Source organism: Bacteroides sp. MSB163 (assembly GCF_036416795.1).
GTDB lineage: Bacteria > Bacteroidota > Bacteroidia > Bacteroidales > Bacteroidaceae > Bacteroides > Bacteroides maternus.
The window spans coordinates 3218022-3240864 of sequence record NZ_CP143867.1; the positions used below are offsets into that span (position 1 = coordinate 3218022).

Sequence of the window (22843 nt, forward strand, 5' to 3'; positions counted from 1 at the left end):
TTAAAATTAACCAATGTGTAACCTTTAAACTTTGTTTATGAACAACAATCATGCTTTTCAAAGTTCGAAATTTCTACGAGCTTTATTAGTCTTGTTCTTCATGACTGTATCCGTTCAGTGGACCTTTGCCCAACTGAATTTGAATGTCTCTCGTACGACGTTAGGTACAGTTATCGAACAGATCAAATCTCAATCTAAGTATCAATTTTTCTATGACGACAAGCTCGCTACTATGGCAGTGGAGAATGTCAAAGTGAAGAACGCATCTATAGAAGATGCCTTGAATGCTATCTTGAAAGGAAAAAACATTTCTTTTAAAGTAGAAGATAATATTGTTTATCTTTCAGAGAAGTCTGCTGCACCGCAAGAAGGTAATCAGCAAGGTAAAGAACGGACCATTACCGGACAGGTATCGGATGATATGGGACCTCTTATCGGTGTGAATGTATTAATAAAGGGTACAAGCATTGGGTGTATCACTGACCTTGATGGTAACTTTACGCTGACTACTACTGAGGCAAATCCGGTGGTACAGTTCTCCTATGTGGGTTACAAGCCACAGGAGGTTGCAGCCAAAGGACAGAATGCTATCAATGTGATGTTGGAAACTGACTCACAACTGATAGAAGAGGTGGTGGTAACTGCTTTGGGTATCAAGCGTGCAGAAAAAGCACTGAGTTATAATGTAACTCAAGTAAATGCAGAGTCAGCTTTAGCAGTGAAGGATGCGAACTTTATCAATTCTTTGAATGGTAAGGTTGCCGGTTTGAATATCAATGCTTCTTCTTCAGGTGTCGGTGGTGCAAGTAAAGTAGTGATGCGTGGTTCCAGAGGAATTGAACAGTCTTCAAATGCACTTTATGTAATTGACGGTATCCCTATGTATAGTCTAAGTTCTGCCGGTGGTTCAAGTGAGTTTGACTCACAAGGTACTACTGAGGCTATTGCCGATATTAATCCGGAAGATATTGAATCGATGTCTGTGTTGTCAGGTGCTGCCGCTGCCGCTTTGTATGGTAGTAACGCTTCCAATGGTGCTATTGTTATCACGACTAAGAAAGGTGCAGCAGGACGTGTTTCTTTAACAGTATCTAGTAATACTGAGATGTTGAATCCTTTTGTGATGCCCAAATTTCAGGATTGGTATGGTACGTCAGGTACTGACGGAAGCTGGGGAACCCGCTTAAATTCCAGCAATCGTTATGGCTATGATCCAAAAAGTGATTATTTCCAGACTGGTATTATTGGGACGGAAACTTTTTCGCTATCTACCGGTTCAGAGCATAATCAAACTTACTTATCAGCTGCTGCTGTAAATTCTCGTGGTATTGTCCCTAATAATAAATATGAACGTTATAACTTTACATTCCGTAATACGACTCAACTCCTGAACGATAAGATGACGTTGGATGTAGGTGCGCAATACATTATGCAGAAAGACCGTAATATGACTAATCAAGGTATTTATGCCAATCCTGTAGCTTCTGCTTATTTATTCCCACGTGGCAACGATTGGGAAGAATATAAGATGTTTGAACGCTATGATCCAGTTCGTAAATTATATACGCAATATTGGCCACAGGGTGGTGGTTCATATCGTTTGCAGAATCCTTATTGGATTAACTATCGTAATTTGCGTGAGAACGATAAAGATCGTTATATGTTGAGTGCATCTTTGTCCTATGATATTTTGGATTGGTTGAATATTGCCGGACGTGTGCGTATTGACAATTCATTGAATAATTATACTCAGAAATATTATGCATCAACTGAACCGACTATTGCTGAAGGTTCTGAAAATGGTTATTATGGTGTAACGAATACACGTGATAAACAAACATATGCAGACTTTTTGATTAATATTAATAAACGTTTTGGTGAAGATTGGTCGTTGACAGCTAATATTGGTGCTTCTTATTCAGATACTCGTTCAGAAGCGATGGGTGTGAAAGGCCCTATTCCAGCTGATGGCTTGGCTAACTATTTTTCAATAACTCAGTTGGACAAGCAGACCACCAAGCGTGAGGAAACTGGTTATCGTGAACAAACGCAGTCTGTTTTCGCTTCTGCGGAGGTTGGCTATAGAAATACTTATTATCTGACATTGACAGGACGTAATGACTGGCCTTCACAACTGGCAGGTCCAAAGTCTGTACAGAAGTCTTTCTTCTATCCTTCAGTGGGTGCTTCAGTTCTTTTGTCTGAGATATTAACTTTGCCGGAAAGTATTTCATATCTTAAGCTGCGTGCTTCATGGGCATCGGTAGGTTTGCCATTCAAGCGTTTCTTGGCTTATCCTACTTTTGAATGGGATAGCTCAACAGGTAAGTATAGTACAAAGTCAGCTTATCCTTTGTATGATTTGAAACCCGAACGTACTGACTCTTGGGAAGTCGGTCTTACAGTTCGTTTCCTGAAGAACTTTAACTTAGATGTTTCATTCTATAATACTAAAACTTATAATCAGACTATGGACACCCAAGAATTACCTACCGGAGGTTATAGTACTTTCTATGCGCAGACTGGTAATGTACGTAATCGTGGTGTTGAGCTTTCTTTGGGTTATAAGAATACTTGGAATAAATTTACTTGGAACACCAATTATACATTCAGTGCCAATAAAAACAAGATACTTAGTTTGATTGACGGGTATGTACATCCGGTGACAGGTGAAGTAATTTCTAAGACACAACTGGATATGAAAGGATTGTCGAATGCTCACTTTATTTTGAAAGAAGGTGGTTCCTTGGGCGATCTCTATTCTATGTCCGATTTGAAGCGTGATGCCAATAATAATATCTATGTGGATGCTGACGGTTCTGTTAAGACAGAGAGTTTGAAAGAAGGAATAAAGCTTGGCTCTGTATTTCCTAAAGCTAATATGGCATGGCGCAATGATTTTCAATATAAGAACTTTGGTTTTGGTTTCTTGCTGACGGCTCGTTTGGGTGGCATTGTTTATTCGGCTACACAAGCTACTCTTGATGCTAATGGGGTATCTGAAGCTTCGGCTATAGCACGTGACAATGGTGGTGTAATCATCAATGGGGGAGATGTAGTTAGTGCGGAAAAGTGGTACACAGCGATAGGTGGCGATAGCGGTATTCCGCAAATGTATACTTATAGTGCCACTAACTTACGTTTGCAAGAAGCATCTATTAGTTATACTATTCCCAGAGCTAAATTGAAGAATGTGATGGATATTACCCTTTCTTTGGTAGGACGCAATTTGTGGATGATTTATAGTAAGGCTCCTTTCGATCCAGAGGCTGTGGCTTCCACAAGTAATAACTATTATCAGGGTGTAGATTACTTTATGATGCCAAGCTTGCGTAGCGTGGGATTCAATTTGAAACTTAAATTCTAAAAGATTGAAAAGTATGAAAATAAATAGTACAATAGCAAAAATCATGGCTGCGGGAGCAATATTGTTCGGTAGTGTGGCTTGTACAGGAGATTATATAGACTATAACAAGAATCCGCATGAACCGGATTTGGATCAGATGTTGCCAGACGATTACTTGTTTAGTGCACTTCTGTTGAATATGCAGGATGTGATGATGCCTGAACAGGAAAACTTTTCTCAGTATGTGGATTGTTTAATGCCTGGCGGATTTTCCGGTTATGTTGCAGACTCTAACTTAGGTACCGGCTGGTCGGGGCGTTTTGCTACTTATAATCCGTCTGAGGCTTGGCTGAGAATACCTTTTGCGGATTTTTATGATAAATTCTATCCCAATTACTTTCAGTTGAAAGAGCAATGTGAGGATGAAGTATATCTCTCATTGGCAGAGTTATACCGCATTTGCACTATGTTGCGCGTGACTGATACGTATGGTCCGATACCTTATTCTCAGGTGGGTGTTAACAATGCCTTAAAATCGGGCTACGATTCTCAGGAACAAGTTTATAAGAAAATGTTTGAAGATTTGGATAACATTATAGATGTACTTACTACTTATTCTGCTCAGAATTTCAATCCCAGTGGTGATCGTATTTATGGTGGTAATACCAAAGCATGGGCTAAGTTTGCTAATTCTGTGAAACTTCGTATGGCTATGCGTATTGTATATGTTAACGAGAGTCTGGCAAAGCAAAAAGCTGAAGAAGCAGTTAATTCGGAAATCGGTGTAATGACTGTAAGTACGGATGGTGCTTACCATAAAGTTGTGGATCACAATCCATGGGAACGTTTCATGCCAAACTGGGGTGATGCTCGTATTTCTGCTGATTTGGTTTGTTACATGAATGGTTATAGTGATCCTCGTCGTGAAGTTTATTATGATAAGTCTACGTTTGCTACGAAAGGAGCTTATAAAGGTACGGAAGACTATGTTGGTCTGCGTCGTGGTATCAGACAGGGACAGTATAATTCATGGTCTCAAGGTTATTCTTGTATGAAGGTGACGGTGAGTGATAATATGCTTATCTTCCCAGCTTCAGAAGTCACTTTCTTACGGGCAGAAGGTGCTCTTCGTGGGTGGAATATGGGTGGAACGGCTAAAGCACTGTATGAAGAAGCTGTTAGTCTTTCTTTTGATGAGCGTGGTGTTTCAGGTGCTTCTGCTTATCTGACTAATTCTACAGGATTACCAACTGTCTACAAAGACCCGTTAAAGGGTGAGGATGGGCAGAAATATGATTACTCAGGCTCTACTAATTCTACGATAACTGTTGCTTGGGATGATGCGGCAGATTTTGAAACGAAGCTGGAAAGAATCATTACTCAGAAGTGGATTGCTATTTTCCCGAGCACTATGGAAGCATGGTCGGAATATCGTCGTACAGGATATCCTAAGTTGATGCCTGCGATGCACAATCTAAGTGACGGGGTAGTGGATGATGCTGAGGGAGCACGCCGTTTATCTTATCCTGCTGATGAGTATCGTGAGAATGGCGAAAATCTCGATGCCGCTGTTTCTGCACTTACTAAGGAATCAAGTAATAAGAAAGGTGATACAATGGCAACCCGAATCTGGTGGGATTGTAAGCCTGCTAAATAATTACTCAAAATAATCATTGAATAGTATGAAAAGAAATAAAAGTAATAAGATATTTGGAGCGTTGCTTCCCATATTGACCATGGCTTTGTTGGTATCATGTACTGATGTTGAAAGTATCGATATCAATCGCCCGGGACTCGAAGAACAGAGTCCGGAACTTTATGCCAAATATTTGGAGAACTTGAATGCATATAAAAGTTCTGACGACCATAAGGTGGCATACGCTTGGTTTGACAATAGTGTAAAAGCACCTTACAGTCGTGCTCATCACATTTCGGATATTCCCGACAGCTTGGATGTTGTTTCGATGATGTATCCGGCGGATTTGGCTGAATTTGAGTTAGCGGATATGGCTACTGTACGTAGAAAAGGTACAAAAGTGGTTTTTACAATCAGTTTTGACCGCATACAGAAAGAATATACAGATAAAGTGAAAGAGGGGGTAGAGACAGGTACTTTTAGTGTTTATTTGAAGGCAGAAGTAGATAGGCTGATAAGTTATGAATCTTCTTTTGACGGTATAATTGCAGAATACAAAGGAAAAAATCCTATTTATATGTCTGCGGCTGATAAGGAAGAGGCCAAGGCGAATCAGGATATTTTTTGGGGAACTGTTATGGCCTGGAAACAAGCCAATACAAATAAGTTGTTAACTTTTCAGGGCTATCCGGAGAATCTGATAGGGCAATCTGTACTGTCAGAATGCCGTCATATCATTCTGGCAACGGATGACGTAGATGCTGTTGAGGAATTATCGGTAGTTGCACGTAAGGCTATGCTTTCGGCTGGTACCCCGACAGATCGTTTTGTTGTGGCGGTTTCGACTATCTCTATGGATGCTGCCGACACCAAAACTGGATTTTATGAAAAGGCAAGAGCTATTAAAGAAGCTGCTTATTGGATTACGGAACCCTCTGCTGACTATACCAGAGCTGGTATTGCGATATACAACATTCAGAATGATTATTATAATGCTGATGCTATATATCCATGTGTGAAAGAGGCTATTAATATTATGAATCCTTCTCCTCGTAAATAAAAGAATAATATTATGAAACTGAAAAATTTATATTTAGTATCAATAGCATTATTGGCTGGGATGTTTGCAGCTTGCAGCGATGATACTGAGAATTTCGATAACCGTGTGTATATAAGCACTTCTGTCAAGGCCAGCACTGTATTGCTGAAGACAGAAACAGCGGAAGGTCAATTCCAATTGGCTTTGGCTAAACCTGAAGAAAAAGATATAAACGTGTCTTTAAAGGCCGATATGTCTTTGGTTGAAATGTATAATGCCGTTTATTATGATAAGGCTCAGAGTCTGCCGGTGGAATACTATTCTTTAGAGAATACAGAACTTGTTATTCCGGCAGGTACTGTTACCTCGGAGGCTGTAATGGTAAAATTCAAGAATCTGTTAAGTTTGGATAGTGAACAGGTATATGTATTGCCCGTAACCATTGAACAGGCAGGCATTGATGTTTTACAAAGTGCACGTACCATGTATTATGTCTTGAAGGGTGCCGCATTGATAAATGTGGTGGGTAATATTACCAAAAATTCTATTCATGTAGATTGGAAGAGGCCGGAAGTGGCTAATAATCTGAGACAAATGACAGCTGAAGCACTGATTCGTGTCAGCAAGTTCGACAAGATGCTTACGACGATTATGGGCATTGAAGGAAAATTCCTGATACGTATTGGAGATGCCGGCATTCCGCAGAATCAGTTGCAGATTGCTAATCCGGATCACAACGTAACCTCTGCCGACCTGTCTATTCCTACGGGAGAGTGGGTACATATTGCTGTAACATATGATGCGGATGCCAAGAAGATGATAGTTTATATTAATGGTAAGAATAAACTGGAAGATACGGTAGATGCTGGTGCTGTAAACTGGGGGCAAACCATGACAGATGAAGGCAATGGTTTTTGGATTGGTCATTCTTATAACCGTGACCGTTGGTTGGAAGGTGAAATTTCAGAATGTCGCATCTGGAACAAAGTATTGACTGCGGACGAAATCAATGCTAAAAACCATTTTTATTTGGTGGAACCGGATTCGGAAGGACTGGTGGCTTACTGGAAGTTTGATGAAGGAACAGGTCAGACAGTTACTGATTATACAGGTAACGGAAATAATGGGATGGCTCTAGACCCGATTTCCTGGGTTGAAGTGGCATTGCCTGAGAAATAAATCATTTTCTTTAAATAAAAAAACAGATGCTTATTATGAAATATCTGAATAATATAAAATTAAGTTTGGTGGCTGCCGTATTTGTATGCACCGGAACAGTCTTTACTGGCTGTGAAGATGATCTTACAATAAGTGGGTCTACTGACAAGTTAGAGACTGTGGACGGTGTATATGGCTATGTAAGGTCTGCAGCCGGAGCGCGTGAACTCACTCCAATTACTCTATTTGGAGATAAAGCGGGAACAGGACATCTTTTCTTTGAGCTGACTAAGGTAGCAGAGCAGGATGTTGCGGTGACTTTCAAAATAGACAAAGATGCTTTGGAAGCATATAATGAGGCCAATAATACATCTTACGAAATGTATCCGGTTGATAAATTGGGTTTAGCTAATGGTGGTAAGATTACAGTGAAGGCCGGTGAAAAGAAGTCTGCTTCGATGGAATTGAATATCAGTGCGGGAGGCACGATAGGTACAACTTACGCTGTAGCTATTTCAGCTACAGCAGACGGTGGTGCAACTGTTTCTACCAACAATCAGACATACATTTATTTGGTAAAGCCACAACCTACATATCCTGTGCGTGGAACTGCTCGTGATGTTAAAACACTTTGTTTTGTAGAGGTGAATAATGAAAATATTCTGAACTGCGGTGAATATACGATGGCTAAGGATGGGACTCCTTTCTTTGATGTAGTCAGCATTTTTGCCGCTAATATCAACGTGGATAGTAAAACGGGACGTGCGCATATATTTTGTAATGATCAAGTTTCTTTCTTGTTGAAGAATGCTGATCAGATTATTCGTCCTTTGCAGGCAAAAGGTATTAAGGTGAATATGACTATACTGGGCAATCACGATGAATCCGGTATGAGTAGTTTATCTAAGGAAGCTGCCGAAGATTTTGCTAAGGAATTGAAAGCTTATGCTGATATTTATGGTTTGGATGGTTTCGATTTTGACGATGAGTATTCAAATTATTCGGAGAATCCAAGTCCGGGGTTTGAAGAGCGTTCCAGTGCAAATTATTGCCGCCTGATGTATGAGTGCCGTAAGATTATGCCTGACAAATTATTAGGTATTTATGAATATCTGCTATATGATGCTCCTAACGGTTCTGTGGAGGGCAAAAGTGCAGGTGAATTGGTGGATTATATGTGCTATGGAACTTATCAGAGATATGCGAAAGGGCGTGAGGAAAACTTTGCAGGGCTGCCTAAGTCTAAGTATGGTCCTTATTCATTGAAGATTAACAAAGAATATACTGGTGGTTGGGATAACTTTAATCAAGAAACTATTCAGGATTTGAAAGATGCCGGATATGGTTTGCAGGTGTTCTATAATCCTGAACCTGGAATTTTTAGTTACGACCATTACTTCACAGCAGTATCTAAAGTGCTGTATGATGACGAAGTAGAGTGGACTGGTAAGTATTATGAAAGAACCGGTTTCAGTACCATTAACGCTACGAGGGCTATTTACGAATCCTATCTGGGTGAATGGTCAGTTACTTCCAGCAATTCTTTGTATGTATATGTAGATGAAGAGAATAATCCACGTTGGTGGGATTGGGGTGGTTCGCAAAAGTTCAACATCCGTATTGAGGAAAAGGAAGCAGGAAAGAGTTATTATGTATATGGCTGGGGTACTTATCCTGAAATTACCAATAAATATCCGTTGGTAATGGAGTACAATGATTATGACGGGTTTATCTATATTTCTTGTCCGCAAACAATTCATGAAGCAGACGAAGCGGATCCCATCACATGGGAAATGCGTTTGGGAACATATGGAAAGGTAAATGTCTGGAGTTTCTATGATTATACGAACCCGATCAGCGGATACGTCACTGTAGGCGGAACAGTTATTAATATGACCGGACCTGGCAACCGCTGGGGTATTGATCCATGTCATGATGTGGATGGAACATTTGTTCCGCCCCATATGGATGTGAAATATCATATTACAGAAAATTACACATTGGTGAAGAACTGATAAGATTAGTGTTTAACCTTTGTCAATACGAGCCTTGTCTTGACCTCAGGATGAGGCTCGTAATATAATCAGCAGCATGAAACAGCATCTTATATCATTAGTCCTATTTTTCTCTTTTCTGTTGAGCGGTTGTATGCCTCTCAAACAGGCAGAGGTCACTTCTCCCGATGGGCACATCCGTTTAGCCTTTGCTTTGGACGGTAATAATAGCATGACTTATCAAGTCAGTGTAGGAGACACCGTCTTCATCACCCCTTCTTTATTAGGTTTCACAGCCAAGGACGGAGTGAATCTTGCCGAAGGTTTCAAGGTCATAAACACCGACTTCACCACCCATGACGAAACCTGGACCCAACCTTGGGGAGAAAACAAAACCATCCGCAACCATTACAACGAAATGGTTGTTCACTTGTCCGATGCGGTAAACACGAAACTGACTTTGCGTTTCCGCATTTTCGATGATGGATTAGGATTTCGCTATGAATATGAAGTTCCCGGAGCTGACAGTATTCTGGTGACAGACGAACTGACTGCGTTCAATATAGCACAGGATGGCACTTCGTGGTCCATACCTGCCAATTCTGAAACATACGAATTGCTATATCGTACACAGCCTGTCAGCCGGATAGACAATGCCAATACTCCCATGACCTTCAAGACAGGCGGCATATACGCCAGCATCCACGAAGCCGCATTGACGGACTTCCCCGAAATGACACTGAAGAATACCGGAGGTTGCCACTTCAAGGCCGAACTGGCTCCCTGGCCCGACGGCATAAAAGCCCGCATAGCCGGAGGACGTTTTAAAACTCCCTGGCGCACCTTGCAGATTGCCCCGAAAGCAGTGGGACTGATTAACTCAGGACTCATCCTCAACCTGAACGAACCGTGTGCACTGGAAACCACGGACTGGATACGTCCGATGAAATATGTGGGCATCTGGTGGGGAATGCATCTGGGCGTGGAAAGCTGGGTCATCAACGACCGTCACGGCGCTACCACCGGGAATGCCAAACGATATATTGACTTTGCCGCCGCCAACAACATAGAAGCAGTGATGTACGAAGGCTGGAACGAAGGCTGGGAAAACTGGGGCGGGACGCAGACATTTGACTACACTAAGCCCTATGCTGATTTCGATATAAAAGAGATAGCCCGCTACGCCCGTGAAAAAGGCGTTGAGATTATCGGACACCATGAAACCGGTGGCAACATCCTCAACTACGAGAAGCAGCTGGATAAAGCCTACAAATGGTATGCCGACCTGGGCGTCCATAGTGTGAAGACCGGTTATGCCGGCGGACTCCCCAACGGGCACAACCATCACGGGCAATACAACGTGCGCCATTACCGTAAAGTAGTGGAGACCGCCGCTAAATATCATACTACGCTCGACGTGCACGAACCTATCAAAGATACGGGTATCCGTCGCACCTATCCCAACATGATGACCCGTGAGGGTGCCCGTGGTATGGAATGGAACGCCTGGAGTGAAGGTAATCCGCCCGAGCATCATGTGATGCTGCCTTTCACCCGTTTGCTGGCAGGTCCTATGGATTATACGCCCGGCATATTCGACATCATGTACGAGCGGGCCAAGAAGTCCCCACACCGCAAGCAGTGGAATATGAAGGACAGCAAAGACTGCCGCATCAACACCACATTGGCAAAGCAGATAGCCAATTGGGTGATACTTTACTCCCCCTTGCAGATGGCGGCGGACATGATCGAGAACTACGAAGGACATCCTGCTTTCCAGTTCTTTCGCGACTTTGATGCCGACTGTGACTGGTCGGAAGCGCTGGCCGGTGAACCGGGAGAGTTTGTGGTCATTGTCCGTCGAGCAAAAGATAAGTACTTCCTGGGAGCTGCAACGAATGAAGAAGCGCGTAAAGTGGATGTTAAGTTAGACTTTTTGGAAAAGGGTAGGGTATACCGTGCCTTAATCTATGCCGATGGAGAGGGTGCCGACTGGGAACTTAATCCTACGGCTTATGAAATCATTGAGAAACTGGTGACTGCCGATGACACCCTGACAGTCTCTATGGCAAGAGGCGGCGGACAAGCCATCAGCTTTATGCCTGCCTGACATGAAAACGTAATACAATCAAAATATGAAGAAGAACATGAAAATCAATTCTATGCTGATGAGCGGTCTTCTTTTGCTGATGTACGGTTGTACGCCGGCAATGCAGGATTACTCATCCTACGTCAATCCCTTCATCGGTACGGGAGGACACGGGCACACTTATCCGGGGGCGGTGGTGCCTAACGGAATGATTCAACCCAGCCCCGACACACGCATTTATCAATGGGACGCTTGTTCCGGTTATTATTATGCTGACTCTACCATCAACGGATTTTCGCATACGCATCTCAGCGGTACAGGCTGTGGAGATTATGGTGATGTGTTGCTGATGCCTACCGTGGGCAAGCAGGACTATCATCCGATGGGAGAGGAGAGTCAGCAGATGGCTTATGCTTCCGCTTTCTCTCACGAGAACGAGACGGCTCAGCCCGGTTATTATTCGGTGTTCCTGGATCGCTATAAAGTGAAGGCTGAACTGACCGCCACCCGGCGTGCGGCTATCCACCGTTATACTTTCCCGAAAGCGGAAGATGCGGGATTCATCCTTGACCTGGATTACAGTCTGCAACGCCAGACGAATGAAGAAATGGAACTGGAAGTAATCAGCGACACCGAGATACGCGGGCGTAAGAAGACGGTATATTGGGCTTTCGACCAATACATTAATTTCTATGCCAAGTTCTCCAAACCGTTCACCTATACTTTGGTGACCGATTCTATGGCACTGGACGAAGGCGGACCGTTGCTGCCCACGGCTAAAGCATTGTTGCAGTTTCAGACCGGAGCCGGCGAACAAGTCCTTGTGAAAGTAGGAGTTTCTGCCGTGGATATGGACGGAGCACGCCGGAATGTGGAGGCTGATATACCCGGATGGGACTTTGACAGTGTGCGCAGTGCCGCCCGCAATTCATGGAACGATTATCTGTCGAAAATAGATATTGAAACCAACGATGATGACCAGCGGATTATGTTCTATACCGCACTTTATCATACGGGTGTACAACCCAATCTGTTTACGGATGCCGACGGACGCTATCTGGGCATGGACCTGAAGCCCCACCAAGGCAGTGTGAAAAATCCTGTCTACACGGTTTTCTCTTTGTGGGATACTTTCCGTGCCTATCATCCCCTGATGACGATTATCGATCCGGATTTGAACCAGGCTTTTATCCGTTCGCTCATCCTGAAGCAGCGCGAAGGCGGCATCTTCCCTATGTGGGAACTTGCAGGCAATTATACCGGAACCATGATTGGCTATCATGCCGCATCCATCATTGCCGATGCCTACACAAAAGGTTATCGTGATTTTGATGTGCAAGACGCCTACAAAGCCTGCATCCGTGCTGCGGAATATGATACCACCGGCATCCACTGTCCTCCGCTGGTATTGCCTCATCTGATGCCGCAAGCCAAATACTGGAAGAACAAGATAGGCTATGTGCCTTGCGATAAAGACAACGAATCGGTGGCCAAAGCATTGGAGTATGCTTATGATGACTGGTGCATTTCGCTATTGGCGGAAGCTCTGGGTGATAGACCTAATCAGGAGAAATATGCAGCGTTCGCCAAAGGATACCAGGTTTATTTCGACGCTTCCACCCGCTTCATGCGCGGACTGGACAGTGAAGGTAACTGGCGCACGCCTTTCAATCCTCGTTCTTCCAATCACCGCAATGATGATTATTGTGAAGGCACCGCCTGGCAATGGACTTGGTTCGTGCCTCATGATGTGGACGGATTGGTGGATCTTATGGGAGGCCGTGAGGCTTTTATCGGCAAGCTGGACTCTTTGTTCATCGCTCCTTCGGCTATGGAAGGTGAATCGGTATCCGTTGACATTTCAGGTCTGATAGGGCAGTATGCGCATGGAAATGAGCCAAGCCACCACATCGCACATCTATATAATTATGTCGGTCAGCCTTGGAGAACGCAGGAATTGGTGGACGAAGTGCTTCATACCCTTTACTTCAATGATCCTGACGGCTTGTCGGGCAACGAAGACTGTGGGCAGATGTCGGCATGGTTCATTCTCAATTCGATGGGATTCTATCAGGTGTGTCCCGGTAAGCCTGTGTATTCCATTGGCCGGCCGCTGTTCAATAAGGCAACCATACAACTGAAGGATGGAAAAACTTTCACAGTTGTAGCGCATGGCAACAGTCGCGAAAATAAGTATGTGCAGAAGATGCTTTTGAACGGTCGGGAGTTGGTGGAACCTTTCTTCAACCATCAGGATATTGTGGACGGTGGAACGTTAGAGTTGACGATGGGGGATAAACTGGTGATTGAAAAGAAATAGGACGAAAAGAGGTCGTAAGCATTCGGTTTCTTGCACCTCTCTTTGTTTCCTCAGCTCTACGTAAAACGCCTGAGATTTTCCAAATCACAGGCGTTTTACGTAGAGCAGCTCCGTTGTTCATTTCTTCCAGTTAAAAGGTAACAACCCAGAGTAATCATTGCTTTTTTCCATTTCTGTATCCTGCATTCTTATCAGTACATCCTCCATCCATTCTTTGGGATTGATTTTATTCTCCTCTCCACCTCATAAAGTTTCTCTATTTCGTCCAACGCATGCTTTGTCCTTGGCGGATCATTTCCTTTGGCCTCCACGAACTTGCGCTTGACATGCACCCGACAGTACAGGTGTAGTGTTCCCGGGCGGTCATTCTCCAAAGCGGGGTGAGGCGTTTCATCGGTCATGACATAATAGCTGTTACGGACCAGCTCCTGCAGCTCGTTCACTTCTTCCTAATTCCGTTCCGGCTAATATTCATTTAAAGAAGCACTTTTTTGCAAAAAACTTTCGGAAGTATGAAAATGTTACATGATGATATCGGGACGGAATATAGTAAAACCGGCCTGTACCCGCTCAAGAGATAGCTATGGCACAACTTTTGCAAGGCTACACCCTTTTCTATGGATGGTGTGGCCATCACCTCCAAAGGGTGTAGCCATCCGGGAGAAAAGGTGTAGTCCTGCCGGAAGAACGGTTTACTTACACCGGAATTGATGAATGTTATTTGACAAGTAATCCAACATGCAGCTTACAGATTAGACCACGCCTGTTTCCTGGAAGGTTTGTGTACGGTCAGGAGCTCATTCAGGCGGCTCCATGGGATGGGAAGGAAACCGATGGAGACTTCCTCACGGTGCAGACGATACAAACCTGTACTCAGGCGACGGGATTCCAGATGATATACTCACTGTCGGTGCGATACAGAAGGGACAGTTGACGGCGGGAACGTTCTATAAAGACATGACAGCTCTCTTCCTGCAAGGGGGAACCTGTGTATCGGAGCACTCTACCACAAAGGCCGTCAATATCTTTGTTGAAATTGGAACAACAGGGATAAAGATAGTAGTGCCAGAAAGGACAGCTACGGAAAAGAACAAGACCCAAAGGCAACAGCAAATCCTCAGCAGAACTTATCCCAAGGCTGGAAACAGGGGACCTTATAACGGCGGCCACCGTCAAAAATGAAAAGAATGGAGTCAAAGTGATTCGGTTCGGAAAGAAGGCTGCGTAGCTTGTCACTTATCCGGTGTGTATTCTTCTTAAGCTCTTCCGGAAGCGATAAATAAGAGTAGAAGAGGTAAATAATCCTTCAACTCATTGCGAAGCAATTCTATAGTTCTTTGTTTATAGCGGTTGACAGATTTCACGCTGAGATTCAACTCTTCTGCAATTTCTGCATGGGTTTTCCCTTTGAAGAAACTTTCGATAAAGACGGTACGGTAATTATCAGGAAGTTTGTTCAGAGTCTCATATAGCATCCGGTAAAGTTCATCCAATGTATATACGCTGTCCGCTTCGGTTTCGTAGACAGGAGTCTTTTTGCGGATTATTTCCGCATAATTCCATTCGTACTCCTGATGTTTTAGGAAATTCAGACAACTATTTTTTACACACATCTTAATGTAGCCTAATGTGGTATCAGAGTCTGCCTCAAAAGTTTCTATTTTATCCCATAGTGAAGTAAATACGTCGGAAACAATATCTTCTCGTGTTTCTTTATCTTCTATAAATCTTTTTGCATACAGACAGAAAGGTGCGTAATATTCCTCGTAAAGTAGCTTGAAAGCCTGTTCCTTATCATGTCTTAGGAAAGATATTTTCATACTAATTAGATTTGTTGAAGCGTTTTAATCGGGCAAATATATAATAAGAAAGTAACATAATGCTCTTTTTCTTCTTTTTTTTGCCGGAATGAAAAAAAATCTCAGTTTGCTTGTCCCTTTTAAAAATCCCAGTTGTATTATATATGTAATTGCAATTATAAATACATTTTTTTTGAACAGGAGTTATGGAAAATTTGAATCCCGAATCATTGCTACAAAAAGCGCAGGCATTGGGAGATGATATTAAAGAAATAGAATCTATTGATGTGGAGCATGCTTATCGGCGGATGCGACAAAAGATAAAAAGCAGTCGGCGGAAGATGATTTACAATCAATGTATGCGTTACGCTGCATTTTTGACGTTGCCATTGTTGCTGGCTTCGTTGACTTTGGGATATCTGTATTTCCATAAACCGGTAGTAGACGAGAAATATGCCGAAGTAACGGCAGCCATGGGATCAGTGATACGATATGAACTTCCTGACCACTCTGTAGTATGGTTGAATGCCGGCAGTACTCTGCGTTATCCGACGGTGTTCCGGAAAGACAATCGGAATGTAGATCTGAAAGGTGAGGCGTATTTTGAAGTTCAGGCCGACAGGGAACGTCCTTTTTATGTAAACACATCGAATGGGTTGAGCGTATATGTATATGGTACGAAGTTCAATGTAGCTGCTTATGAGGAGGATGACTGTATAGAAACTGTGCTGGAAAAAGGTAAGGTAAATGTGATAACCCCCAATCGGGAAACAATGGTATTGTCGCCCGGTGAACAGTTGATTTACGAGAAACAGAGTCAGAAATGGACAAAGCATAAAGTGGATGTTTACGAGAAGGTAGCCTGGAAAGATGGAAAATTAATATTCAGAAATGCATCGCTGGAAGAAATCTTCAAGCGTCTGTCACGGCATTTCAATGTGGAAATTCAGTTTAACAATAGGTCTGGAAAAGAATATAGATACCGGGCTACTTTCCGGAGCGAAACTTTGCCGCAGATATTGGATTATCTGGCAAAATCGGCAGCACTGAAGTGGAAGGTGGAAGATGCGGCGCAACAGGCGGATGCTACCTTTACGAAGACAAAAATTACAGTCAACTTATATTAGTAACCTTTTAAAAACCTGAAGAGCCTATGATATAGCATAAAGAAATGAAAAACAAAAAAGGAAGAAAGCTGTCCCCACAGCCTCCTTCCAGGAGATTTTAAAGATTCGCGGAAAAGAGTCTCGCAAACGCTAACCGGGAATCAAACCTTAGTTCATTGAGTAATAAACTTTAGTTAACCGCAAATGTATGAAAAATAATCATTCATTTAATGCATTATGCCTTAAATATACCTTAAATATAAAACTTCCTTTACCTATGAGGATAAGTCTGATACTACTTTTTGCTGTTGTATTGCAGCTTCCCGCCGAGAATGGGTATGCCCAGCGCACCCGAATGCCTTTTTCTATGGAGAATGTTTCTGTAGAGCAAGTGTTGAATAAAATAGAGGAAAACTCCGATTATGTATTCCTTTATAATGATAAGACGATTCAGACGAATCGTATAGTTTCGGTGAAAAATAAATCCGGGAAAATTATAGATGTGCTGAATGATATCTTCCGTGGGACCAATGTTACGTATACGGTCATGGACAAACAAATCATTCTGTCTACCAAACAGGTTGCCCAGCAGGAACCTCAGATAAAAGTGACCGGTGTGGTGAAAGATGCAACCGGAGAACCGCTGATCGGTGTGAATGTCAAAGTAAAAAATGCTCCCACCGGTGCCATTACGGATTTGGATGGTCAGTTCAATCTGATCGTAAATAAAGGTGATGTACTGGAAATATCTTATGTGGGATATACTACACAGAATGTAACCATAGTTAACGATCAGGCCTTGAATATTTTGCTGCAAGAAGATGCACAGAAGCTGAATGAAGTGGTTGTTACAGCTCTTGGTATTAAACGTGCAGAGAAAGCATTGAGCTATAATGTACAAAAGGTTGATCAGGATGAACTTGTAAAAGTGAAAGATGCTAACTTTGTTAATTCCCTGAATGGTAAAATTGCCGGTGTAAGCATCAATAAAAGTGCCAGTGGTGTAGGTGGCGCTACCCGCGTGGTGATGCGTGGCGCAAAGTCAATCGAAGGTGATAATAATGCTTTGTATGTGGTGGACGGTATTCCTTTATTCAACACCAATATGGGGAATACGGATAGCGGCATTATGGGTGAAGGCAAAGCCGGCACTGAAGGTATTGCAGATTTTAACCCTGAAGATATTGAAAGCCTTTCTGTACTGAGTGGCCCTTCGGCTGCGGCTCTATATGGTAGTAGTGCCGCCAATGGTGTGATCCTGATTACTACAAAGAAAGGTAAGGAAGGTAAACTGCAAATTTCTGTCTCTTCTTCTACCGAATTCAGCAAGGCATATATGACTCCGGATTTTCAGAATACGTATGGAAACAAGAAGGATGCGTATGATAGCTGGGGAGAAAAACTGGCAACTCCGTCAAACTACGACCCGAAGAATGATTTCTTCAATACAGGTACCAACTTCATCAATTCATTGACATTGACTACGGGGACAAAACAGAACCAGACATTCGCTTCTATTTCGTCTACCAATTCTAAAGGTATCGTGCCTAATAACGCTTATGACCGTCTGAACTTTACCATTCGCAATACCGCTACCTTCTTTAATGATAAGTTGCAGCTTGATCTTGGAGCATCTTATGTGAAGCAGAAAGATAGAAATATGGTTTCGCAAGGCCAGTATTGGAATCCGGTGATGGCTGCCTATCTGTTCCCGCGTGGTGAGAGTTTTGAAGCGATTAAAACATTTGAAACCTACAATGACGGGCGTAAGATTCCTCAGCAGAATTGGCCTGTAGCAGATCCGGTTTATGCTTCTCAAAACCCTTATTGGACGGCATATCGTAATGTGGCTACCAATGAAAAGAGTCGTTATATGTTCAATGTAGGATTGACTTATAATATAACCGATTGGTTGAATGCTGCTGCCCGTTTTAGAATGGATGATACTCAGGTACTGTTTGAACGTAAGATTTTCGCCACTTCTGATCAGAAATTTGCAGAAGGTAAGAAAGGACATTACGGATACAGTAATTATAACGATCGTCAGGAATATGCCGACTTTATGATGAATATCAACAAGCGTATCAAGGACTTCAGTCTTTCTGCCAACTTGGGTTGGAGTTATTCCAATTATTGGTTGTTAGAGAGAGGGTATAAGGGCACTTTGCTTGGTGTAACCAACGATTTTAATGCTGTCAATATAGATCCCGCCAACGGCCGTATTTCTGAAAAGGGAGGTGATAGCCGTGTGCGCAATCATGCTGTTTTTGCCAATGTGGAATTAGGCTGGAAGAGTATGCTCTATCTGACGCTGACCGGACGTAATGACTGGAACTCTCGCCTCGTAAACACGAATGAAGAATCTTTCTTTTATCCTTCTGTCGGTTTGTCAGCCATCGTTTCCGAGATGGTGAAATTGCCTGAATTCATCTCTTACCTGAAGTTGCGTGGTTCGTTCACCGAAGTTGGTGCACCGATTTCCCGTTCGGGGTTGACTCCGGGTACGGTGACAACACCTATTTCAGGCGGTGCTATGAAAGAGACCTTTATTTATCCGTTCACTGACTTCAAGGCAGAACGTACTAAATCGTATGAATTCGGTTTGAGTTTGCGCTTGTGGAATAAACTGAGTGCGGAGATCACTTACTATCATTCTAATACAAAGAACCAGACTTTCTTGGGAAGCCTTCCGGAATTTACCGGTTATAAACAGATTTATCTGCAGGCGGGTGATGTGGAGAACCGTGGTTGGGAAGCTTCATTAGGCTACAATGATAAGTTAAGTAATGGACTGGCTTTTTCTTCTACACTCACTTTCTCACGCAATATCAATGAAATCAAAGAGATGGTAAATGGCTATCATACCGATTTGTTGGATGATCCGATTCAAATTTCTGAAGTGAAGAAAGATAAAGGCCGTATTATCTTAAAAGAGGGTGGCAGCATTCATGATATTTATGCCAATACGTTCCTGAAGAAAGATCACCAAGGGTATGTGGAAATAAAAGCCGATGGTACGTATGGTGTAGAAGCTGGTGACCCCGTTTATTTAGGAAAGGTAGCTCCAGACTTTAATATGGGATGGAACAACGCCTTGTCATATAAGGGATTTGGGGTAAGTTTCTTAATTAATGGACGCTTTGGTGGTATAGTAACGTCTTCTACCGAGGCATTGCTTGATCGTTTTGGTGTCTCAAAACGTTCGGCTGAAGCACGTGATGCGGGAGGTGCCTTATTGCCGGGACAAGGTAGAGTAGATGCAAAGACTTATTATCAGATGATTGGTACGGGAGGTTATGAAACTTCCGGATATTATGTCTACAGTGCTACTAATATCCGTTTACAAGAGTTGACATTCAGTTATACGTTGCCTAACAAATGGTTTAAAAATGTGCTGAAGGACGTTACACTTTCATTTATCGCAAACAATCCATGGATGTTGTATTGTGAAGCTCCGTTTGACCCCGAATTGACCCCTTCTACCGCTACTTACGGGCAAGGTAATGATTATTTTATGCAGCCAAGCGTGCGTAGCTTTGGCTTTGGTATTAAATTTAAATTGTAATAGACCGCTTTATTATGAAAAAGATAAATAAATATAAACTCTTAGCAAGTATATGCGCCATGTCGCTATTAGTGTCATGTGATTATGAGAATATCAATACAGATCGTCAGGGAATGACTGACGAAGAAGGTATACGAGATGGCTTTGCTGTAGGTGGATCAGTGACAAGTATGCAAAAAACAGTTTTTCCTGTGGGGACACAAGCCGATGATACGGATATTATTAATCTTTATCAGACTGCTTATCATCTTTCAGGAGATTGTTGGAGTGGTTTTTTCGGACAGAATAATGATTGGGGAGGCAATTCGCACCCGACTTATTATTTGTTGGATGCTATGATTTCGTCTACCTATACAAGTGCGTACACGAATGTGCTCGTTCCTTGGAAAAAATTGAAAGCTTCTGCTGAAAAGAACAATACCCCTGAAGTTTTTGCATTGGCGCAAATACTGAAAATTTCAGCATGGCACAAAGCGCTGGAGTCGTTCGGACCAATACCTTATTCTCATGCGGCGGATGCAACAATGAACATTCCTTTTGATTCAGAGAAAGATGTGTATACGGCCATGTTTCAGGATTTGACTGAGGCCATTGACGTATTGACGTTGAAAGCTGAAGGTGGGGTCGTTCTGATGGAAGATTTCGATGCCGTTTATGCGGGGGATACTAGGAAATGGGTGAAGTATGCCAATTCATTGATGCTTCGTTTGGCTATACGTATTCGTTTTGCCGATGAGGGAATGGCTAAAAAATATGCACTTCAGGCAGTTACACACTCTATTGGTGTAATGACTAATAAGGATGAAGAAGCGCAAATGAGTGTGGGGGCAGGCATTACTTTCCGCAACAACATTAACTGGTTGTCTGAACAGTACAATGAAACACGTATGGGATCGTCTATATTTTCTTATTTGATGGGCTATAAAGATCCTCGTTTAAGTGCTTATTTCAAGCCGGTAGATGCAACTAGCGAGTTTGGACAATTAGCTGACGATGGTAAAAAATATCAAGCTGTACCAGCCGGACATCGTTATGGTCAGAATGATGTTTATAAGTTATTCTCTAAACCTAAAATAGAAGATAGTACTCCTACTTACTGGATGCGTGCTTCTGAAGTTTATTTCTTACGTGCTGAAGCTGCTTTGGTATGGGGAGGCGAGTTTGGAAGTGCCGATGAACTCTATAAACAAGGTATTGCAATGTCATTCCAGGAAAATGGCATTTCCGCTTCTGTTGATAACTATATGAACTCTGATGAGATACCTGTAAAACATGAATTTGGAGGACGTTATTCTTGTAGTTTTGCTGCACCTCATGCTGTTACTGCCAAGTTTGAGGGTGGTCAGGAAGAGAAACTGGAGAAAATTATCATTCAGAAATGGATCGCACTCTTTCCGAATGGCCAGGAGGCCTGGACAGAATGGAGAAGAACCGGTTATCCGGATTTGAATCCTGTAATGGTGAACGAAGGTTCATTCCAAGGGGCTACTGTTGAAGGAGGCGTTCGCCGTATGATTTATCCCGCAAGTTTCAAAGATACAGAAGAGTTAAAAGCTGCTTTGCAGTTGTTTAATAATGGTCAGGGCGGTGAAGATAAGTCTTCTACCTGTTTATGGTGGGATTGTAAGCGATAATCTATAGAAACAGTTTTAATACAATAATGAAGAATATGAAAGCATTAAAAAAAATATTATATATCATTCCGTTACTGAGCATGATGGCAACATCTTGTACGGATGTAGAAAATATAGAAATTGATCACATCGGTGGATACAACACCTTGGATAATGCGAAGAGTGAAGCTTATTATGCCAACTTGCGTGAATATAAAGCAACCGCCAATAACTATGGTCGTCCCGTAGCGTTTGGATGGTTTTCTAACTGGACTCCATCGGGAGCGATGCGAAAGGGGTATTTGTCTTCTGTACCCGATAGCATGGATATTATATCTATGTGGAGTGGTGCTCCCGGAAGATTCGAGATAACGGAAGCACAAAAGAAAGACAAGGAATTTGTGCAGAAAGTAAAAGGTATAAAATTGTTGGAAGTTAGTCTGCTTTCGCATTTAGGAAAGGGAAGAACCCCTAATTCTGTTTATGCGGAAGTGGAAAAGAAGGCTAGAGAAGAAGGATGGTCTGATTCAAAACTTGCAACGGAACGAAAATATGCACGTTGGGATTTTTGGGGATTTACCTCTCATGATTTGTATAATACAGAAAATCTGGAGGAAGCATTATCCAACTTTGCCAAAGCACTTTGTGACTCATTGGTAGTAGGTGAATGGGATGGCTTTGATATTGACTGGGAACCGGTCAGTGGTTTTAATGATTCCGATGGTACTTTACATAATGAAAACATTGGATTTCTGGTTAAAGAAATGGGGAAATACATTGGTCCTAAAAGTGACCCGGAAGGGAAAGGACATAAACTATTGTGTATTGATGGTCATGTTAATAGTTTCTCTGACGAAATAAATGATTATATAGATTATTGGATAATACAGGCTTACGGTTCATCTCAACCCGGTTTTTCAGTACCGGGGAATATGCCTGAAAAGGTCATTATAACAGATGACTTTGAGTCTTCTGCTTCAAGTGGTGGGGTTTTATTAAGGCAAGCAGCTCATATGCCTGACGAAGGATATAAAGGTGGTGTTGGAGCCTATCGCTTTGATAATGATTATGACAATACACCTGATTATAAGTGGATGCGTCAAGCGATACAAATTAACCAACGTGTGTTCAATGAATGGAAAGTTGAGCAGGGGAATAAAAAGGAAAATAAGTAAATT

General features: G+C 42.5%; 13 protein-coding genes and 1 pseudogene. 12 read left to right on the plus strand and 2 right to left on the minus strand.

The genetic code is table 11. The annotated features are described in order from the left end of the window. Window positions 1-37 precede the first annotated feature (37 nt). The 7 genes from VYM24_RS11830 (at window position 38) to VYM24_RS11860 (ending at window position 13582) form a co-directional block, all read left to right on the plus strand. Window positions 38-3367: a SusC/RagA family TonB-linked outer membrane protein gene (locus VYM24_RS11830; protein ID WP_291553277.1), complete on the plus strand. Its 3330-nt coding sequence runs from the start codon at window positions 38-40 to the stop codon at window positions 3365-3367. Window positions 3368-3380: 13 nt separating this feature from the next. Next, window positions 3381-5003, plus strand: coding sequence for a SusD/RagB family nutrient-binding outer membrane lipoprotein (locus tag VYM24_RS11835; protein ID WP_291553274.1), 1623 nt, complete (start codon window positions 3381-3383; stop codon window positions 5001-5003). 25 nt (window positions 5004-5028) lie between these two features. After that, complete coding sequence (locus tag VYM24_RS11840) at window positions 5029-6042, plus strand: glycoside hydrolase family 18 (RefSeq protein ID WP_073314851.1); 1014 nt, start codon at window positions 5029-5031, stop codon at window positions 6040-6042. Window positions 6043-6054: 12 nt separating this feature from the next. After that, a complete protein-coding gene (locus tag VYM24_RS11845; protein WP_291534689.1) occupies window positions 6055-7200 on the plus strand; it encodes a DUF1735 and LamG domain-containing protein in 1146 nt (381 codons plus the stop codon). Between the two features lie 35 nt (window positions 7201-7235). Then, on the plus strand, window positions 7236-9194 hold the full coding sequence (locus VYM24_RS11850) for a BT_3987 domain-containing protein (RefSeq protein ID WP_330940112.1): 1959 nt from the start codon (window positions 7236-7238) through the stop codon (window positions 9192-9194). Window positions 9195-9327: 133 nt separating this feature from the next. Further along, window positions 9328-11283: a glycoside hydrolase family 97 protein gene (locus VYM24_RS11855; protein ID WP_330942240.1), complete on the plus strand. Its 1956-nt coding sequence runs from the start codon at window positions 9328-9330 to the stop codon at window positions 11281-11283. Between the two features lie 25 nt (window positions 11284-11308). Continuing rightward, a complete protein-coding gene (locus VYM24_RS11860; protein ID WP_299096659.1) occupies window positions 11309-13582 on the plus strand; it encodes a GH92 family glycosyl hydrolase in 2274 nt (757 codons plus the stop codon). A gap of 117 nt (window positions 13583-13699) precedes the next feature. On the opposite strand, the pseudogene VYM24_RS11865 reads toward VYM24_RS11860, so the two are convergent. Then, window positions 13700-14022 (minus strand): annotated as a pseudogene (locus VYM24_RS11865) (IS66 family transposase); the annotation flags it as partial. A 373-nt stretch (window positions 14023-14395) separates the two neighbouring features. Between VYM24_RS11865 and VYM24_RS11870 the strand changes: the two are divergent. After that, window positions 14396-14764, plus strand: coding sequence for a hypothetical protein (locus VYM24_RS11870; RefSeq protein ID WP_299096657.1), 369 nt, complete (start codon window positions 14396-14398; stop codon window positions 14762-14764). A gap of 74 nt (window positions 14765-14838) precedes the next feature. Here the strand turns inward: VYM24_RS11870 and VYM24_RS11875 are convergent, their stop codons facing one another. Beyond that, window positions 14839-15402: an RNA polymerase sigma-70 factor gene (locus VYM24_RS11875; protein WP_291553260.1), complete on the minus strand. Its 564-nt coding sequence runs from the start codon at window positions 15400-15402 to the stop codon at window positions 14839-14841. A 185-nt stretch (window positions 15403-15587) separates the two neighbouring features. Between VYM24_RS11875 and VYM24_RS11880 the strand changes: the two genes are divergently transcribed. The 4 genes from VYM24_RS11880 (at window position 15588) to VYM24_RS11895 (ending at window position 22840) form a co-directional block, all read left to right on the plus strand. Further along, window positions 15588-16508 (plus strand): FecR family protein, encoded by a 921-nt coding sequence (locus VYM24_RS11880; RefSeq protein ID WP_330940113.1) that lies wholly within the window; start codon window positions 15588-15590, stop codon window positions 16506-16508. A 256-nt stretch (window positions 16509-16764) separates the two neighbouring features. Beyond that, entirely contained in the window at window positions 16765-20052 is a 3288-nt protein-coding gene (locus tag VYM24_RS11885; RefSeq protein WP_330940114.1) for a TonB-dependent receptor, read from the plus strand. A 14-nt stretch (window positions 20053-20066) separates the two neighbouring features. Beyond that, window positions 20067-21686 (plus strand): SusD/RagB family nutrient-binding outer membrane lipoprotein, encoded by a 1620-nt coding sequence (locus tag VYM24_RS11890; RefSeq protein ID WP_330940115.1) that lies wholly within the window; start codon window positions 20067-20069, stop codon window positions 21684-21686. A gap of 35 nt (window positions 21687-21721) precedes the next feature. Further along, complete coding sequence (locus VYM24_RS11895; protein WP_330940116.1) at window positions 21722-22840, plus strand: glycoside hydrolase family 18; 1119 nt, start codon at window positions 21722-21724, stop codon at window positions 22838-22840. Window positions 22841-22843 lie beyond the last annotated feature (3 nt).

Coding starts and splice junctions, on each gene's coding strand:
- VYM24_RS11870 (WP_299096657.1), top strand. CDS start 14,396: ATGGGATGGGAAGGAAACCGATGGAGACTTCCTCACGGTGCAGACGAT.
- VYM24_RS11845 (WP_291534689.1), top strand. CDS start 6,055: ATGAAACTGAAAAATTTATATTTAGTATCAATAGCATTATTGGCTGGG.
- VYM24_RS11830 (WP_291553277.1), top strand. CDS start 38: ATGAACAACAATCATGCTTTTCAAAGTTCGAAATTTCTACGAGCTTTA.
- VYM24_RS11860 (WP_299096659.1), top strand. CDS start 11,309: ATGAAGAAGAACATGAAAATCAATTCTATGCTGATGAGCGGTCTTCTT.
- VYM24_RS11875 (WP_291553260.1), bottom strand. CDS start 15,402: ATGAAAATATCTTTCCTAAGACATGATAAGGAACAGGCTTTCAAGCTA.
- VYM24_RS11840 (WP_073314851.1), top strand. CDS start 5,029: ATGAAAAGAAATAAAAGTAATAAGATATTTGGAGCGTTGCTTCCCATA.
- VYM24_RS11895 (WP_330940116.1), top strand. CDS start 21,722: ATGAAAGCATTAAAAAAAATATTATATATCATTCCGTTACTGAGCATG.
- VYM24_RS11880 (WP_330940113.1), top strand. CDS start 15,588: ATGGAAAATTTGAATCCCGAATCATTGCTACAAAAAGCGCAGGCATTG.
- VYM24_RS11850 (WP_330940112.1), top strand. CDS start 7,236: ATGAAATATCTGAATAATATAAAATTAAGTTTGGTGGCTGCCGTATTT.
- VYM24_RS11855 (WP_330942240.1), top strand. CDS start 9,328: ATGCCTCTCAAACAGGCAGAGGTCACTTCTCCCGATGGGCACATCCGT.
- VYM24_RS11835 (WP_291553274.1), top strand. CDS start 3,381: ATGAAAATAAATAGTACAATAGCAAAAATCATGGCTGCGGGAGCAATA.
- VYM24_RS11885 (WP_330940114.1), top strand. CDS start 16,765: ATGAGGATAAGTCTGATACTACTTTTTGCTGTTGTATTGCAGCTTCCC.
- VYM24_RS11890 (WP_330940115.1), top strand. CDS start 20,067: ATGAAAAAGATAAATAAATATAAACTCTTAGCAAGTATATGCGCCATG.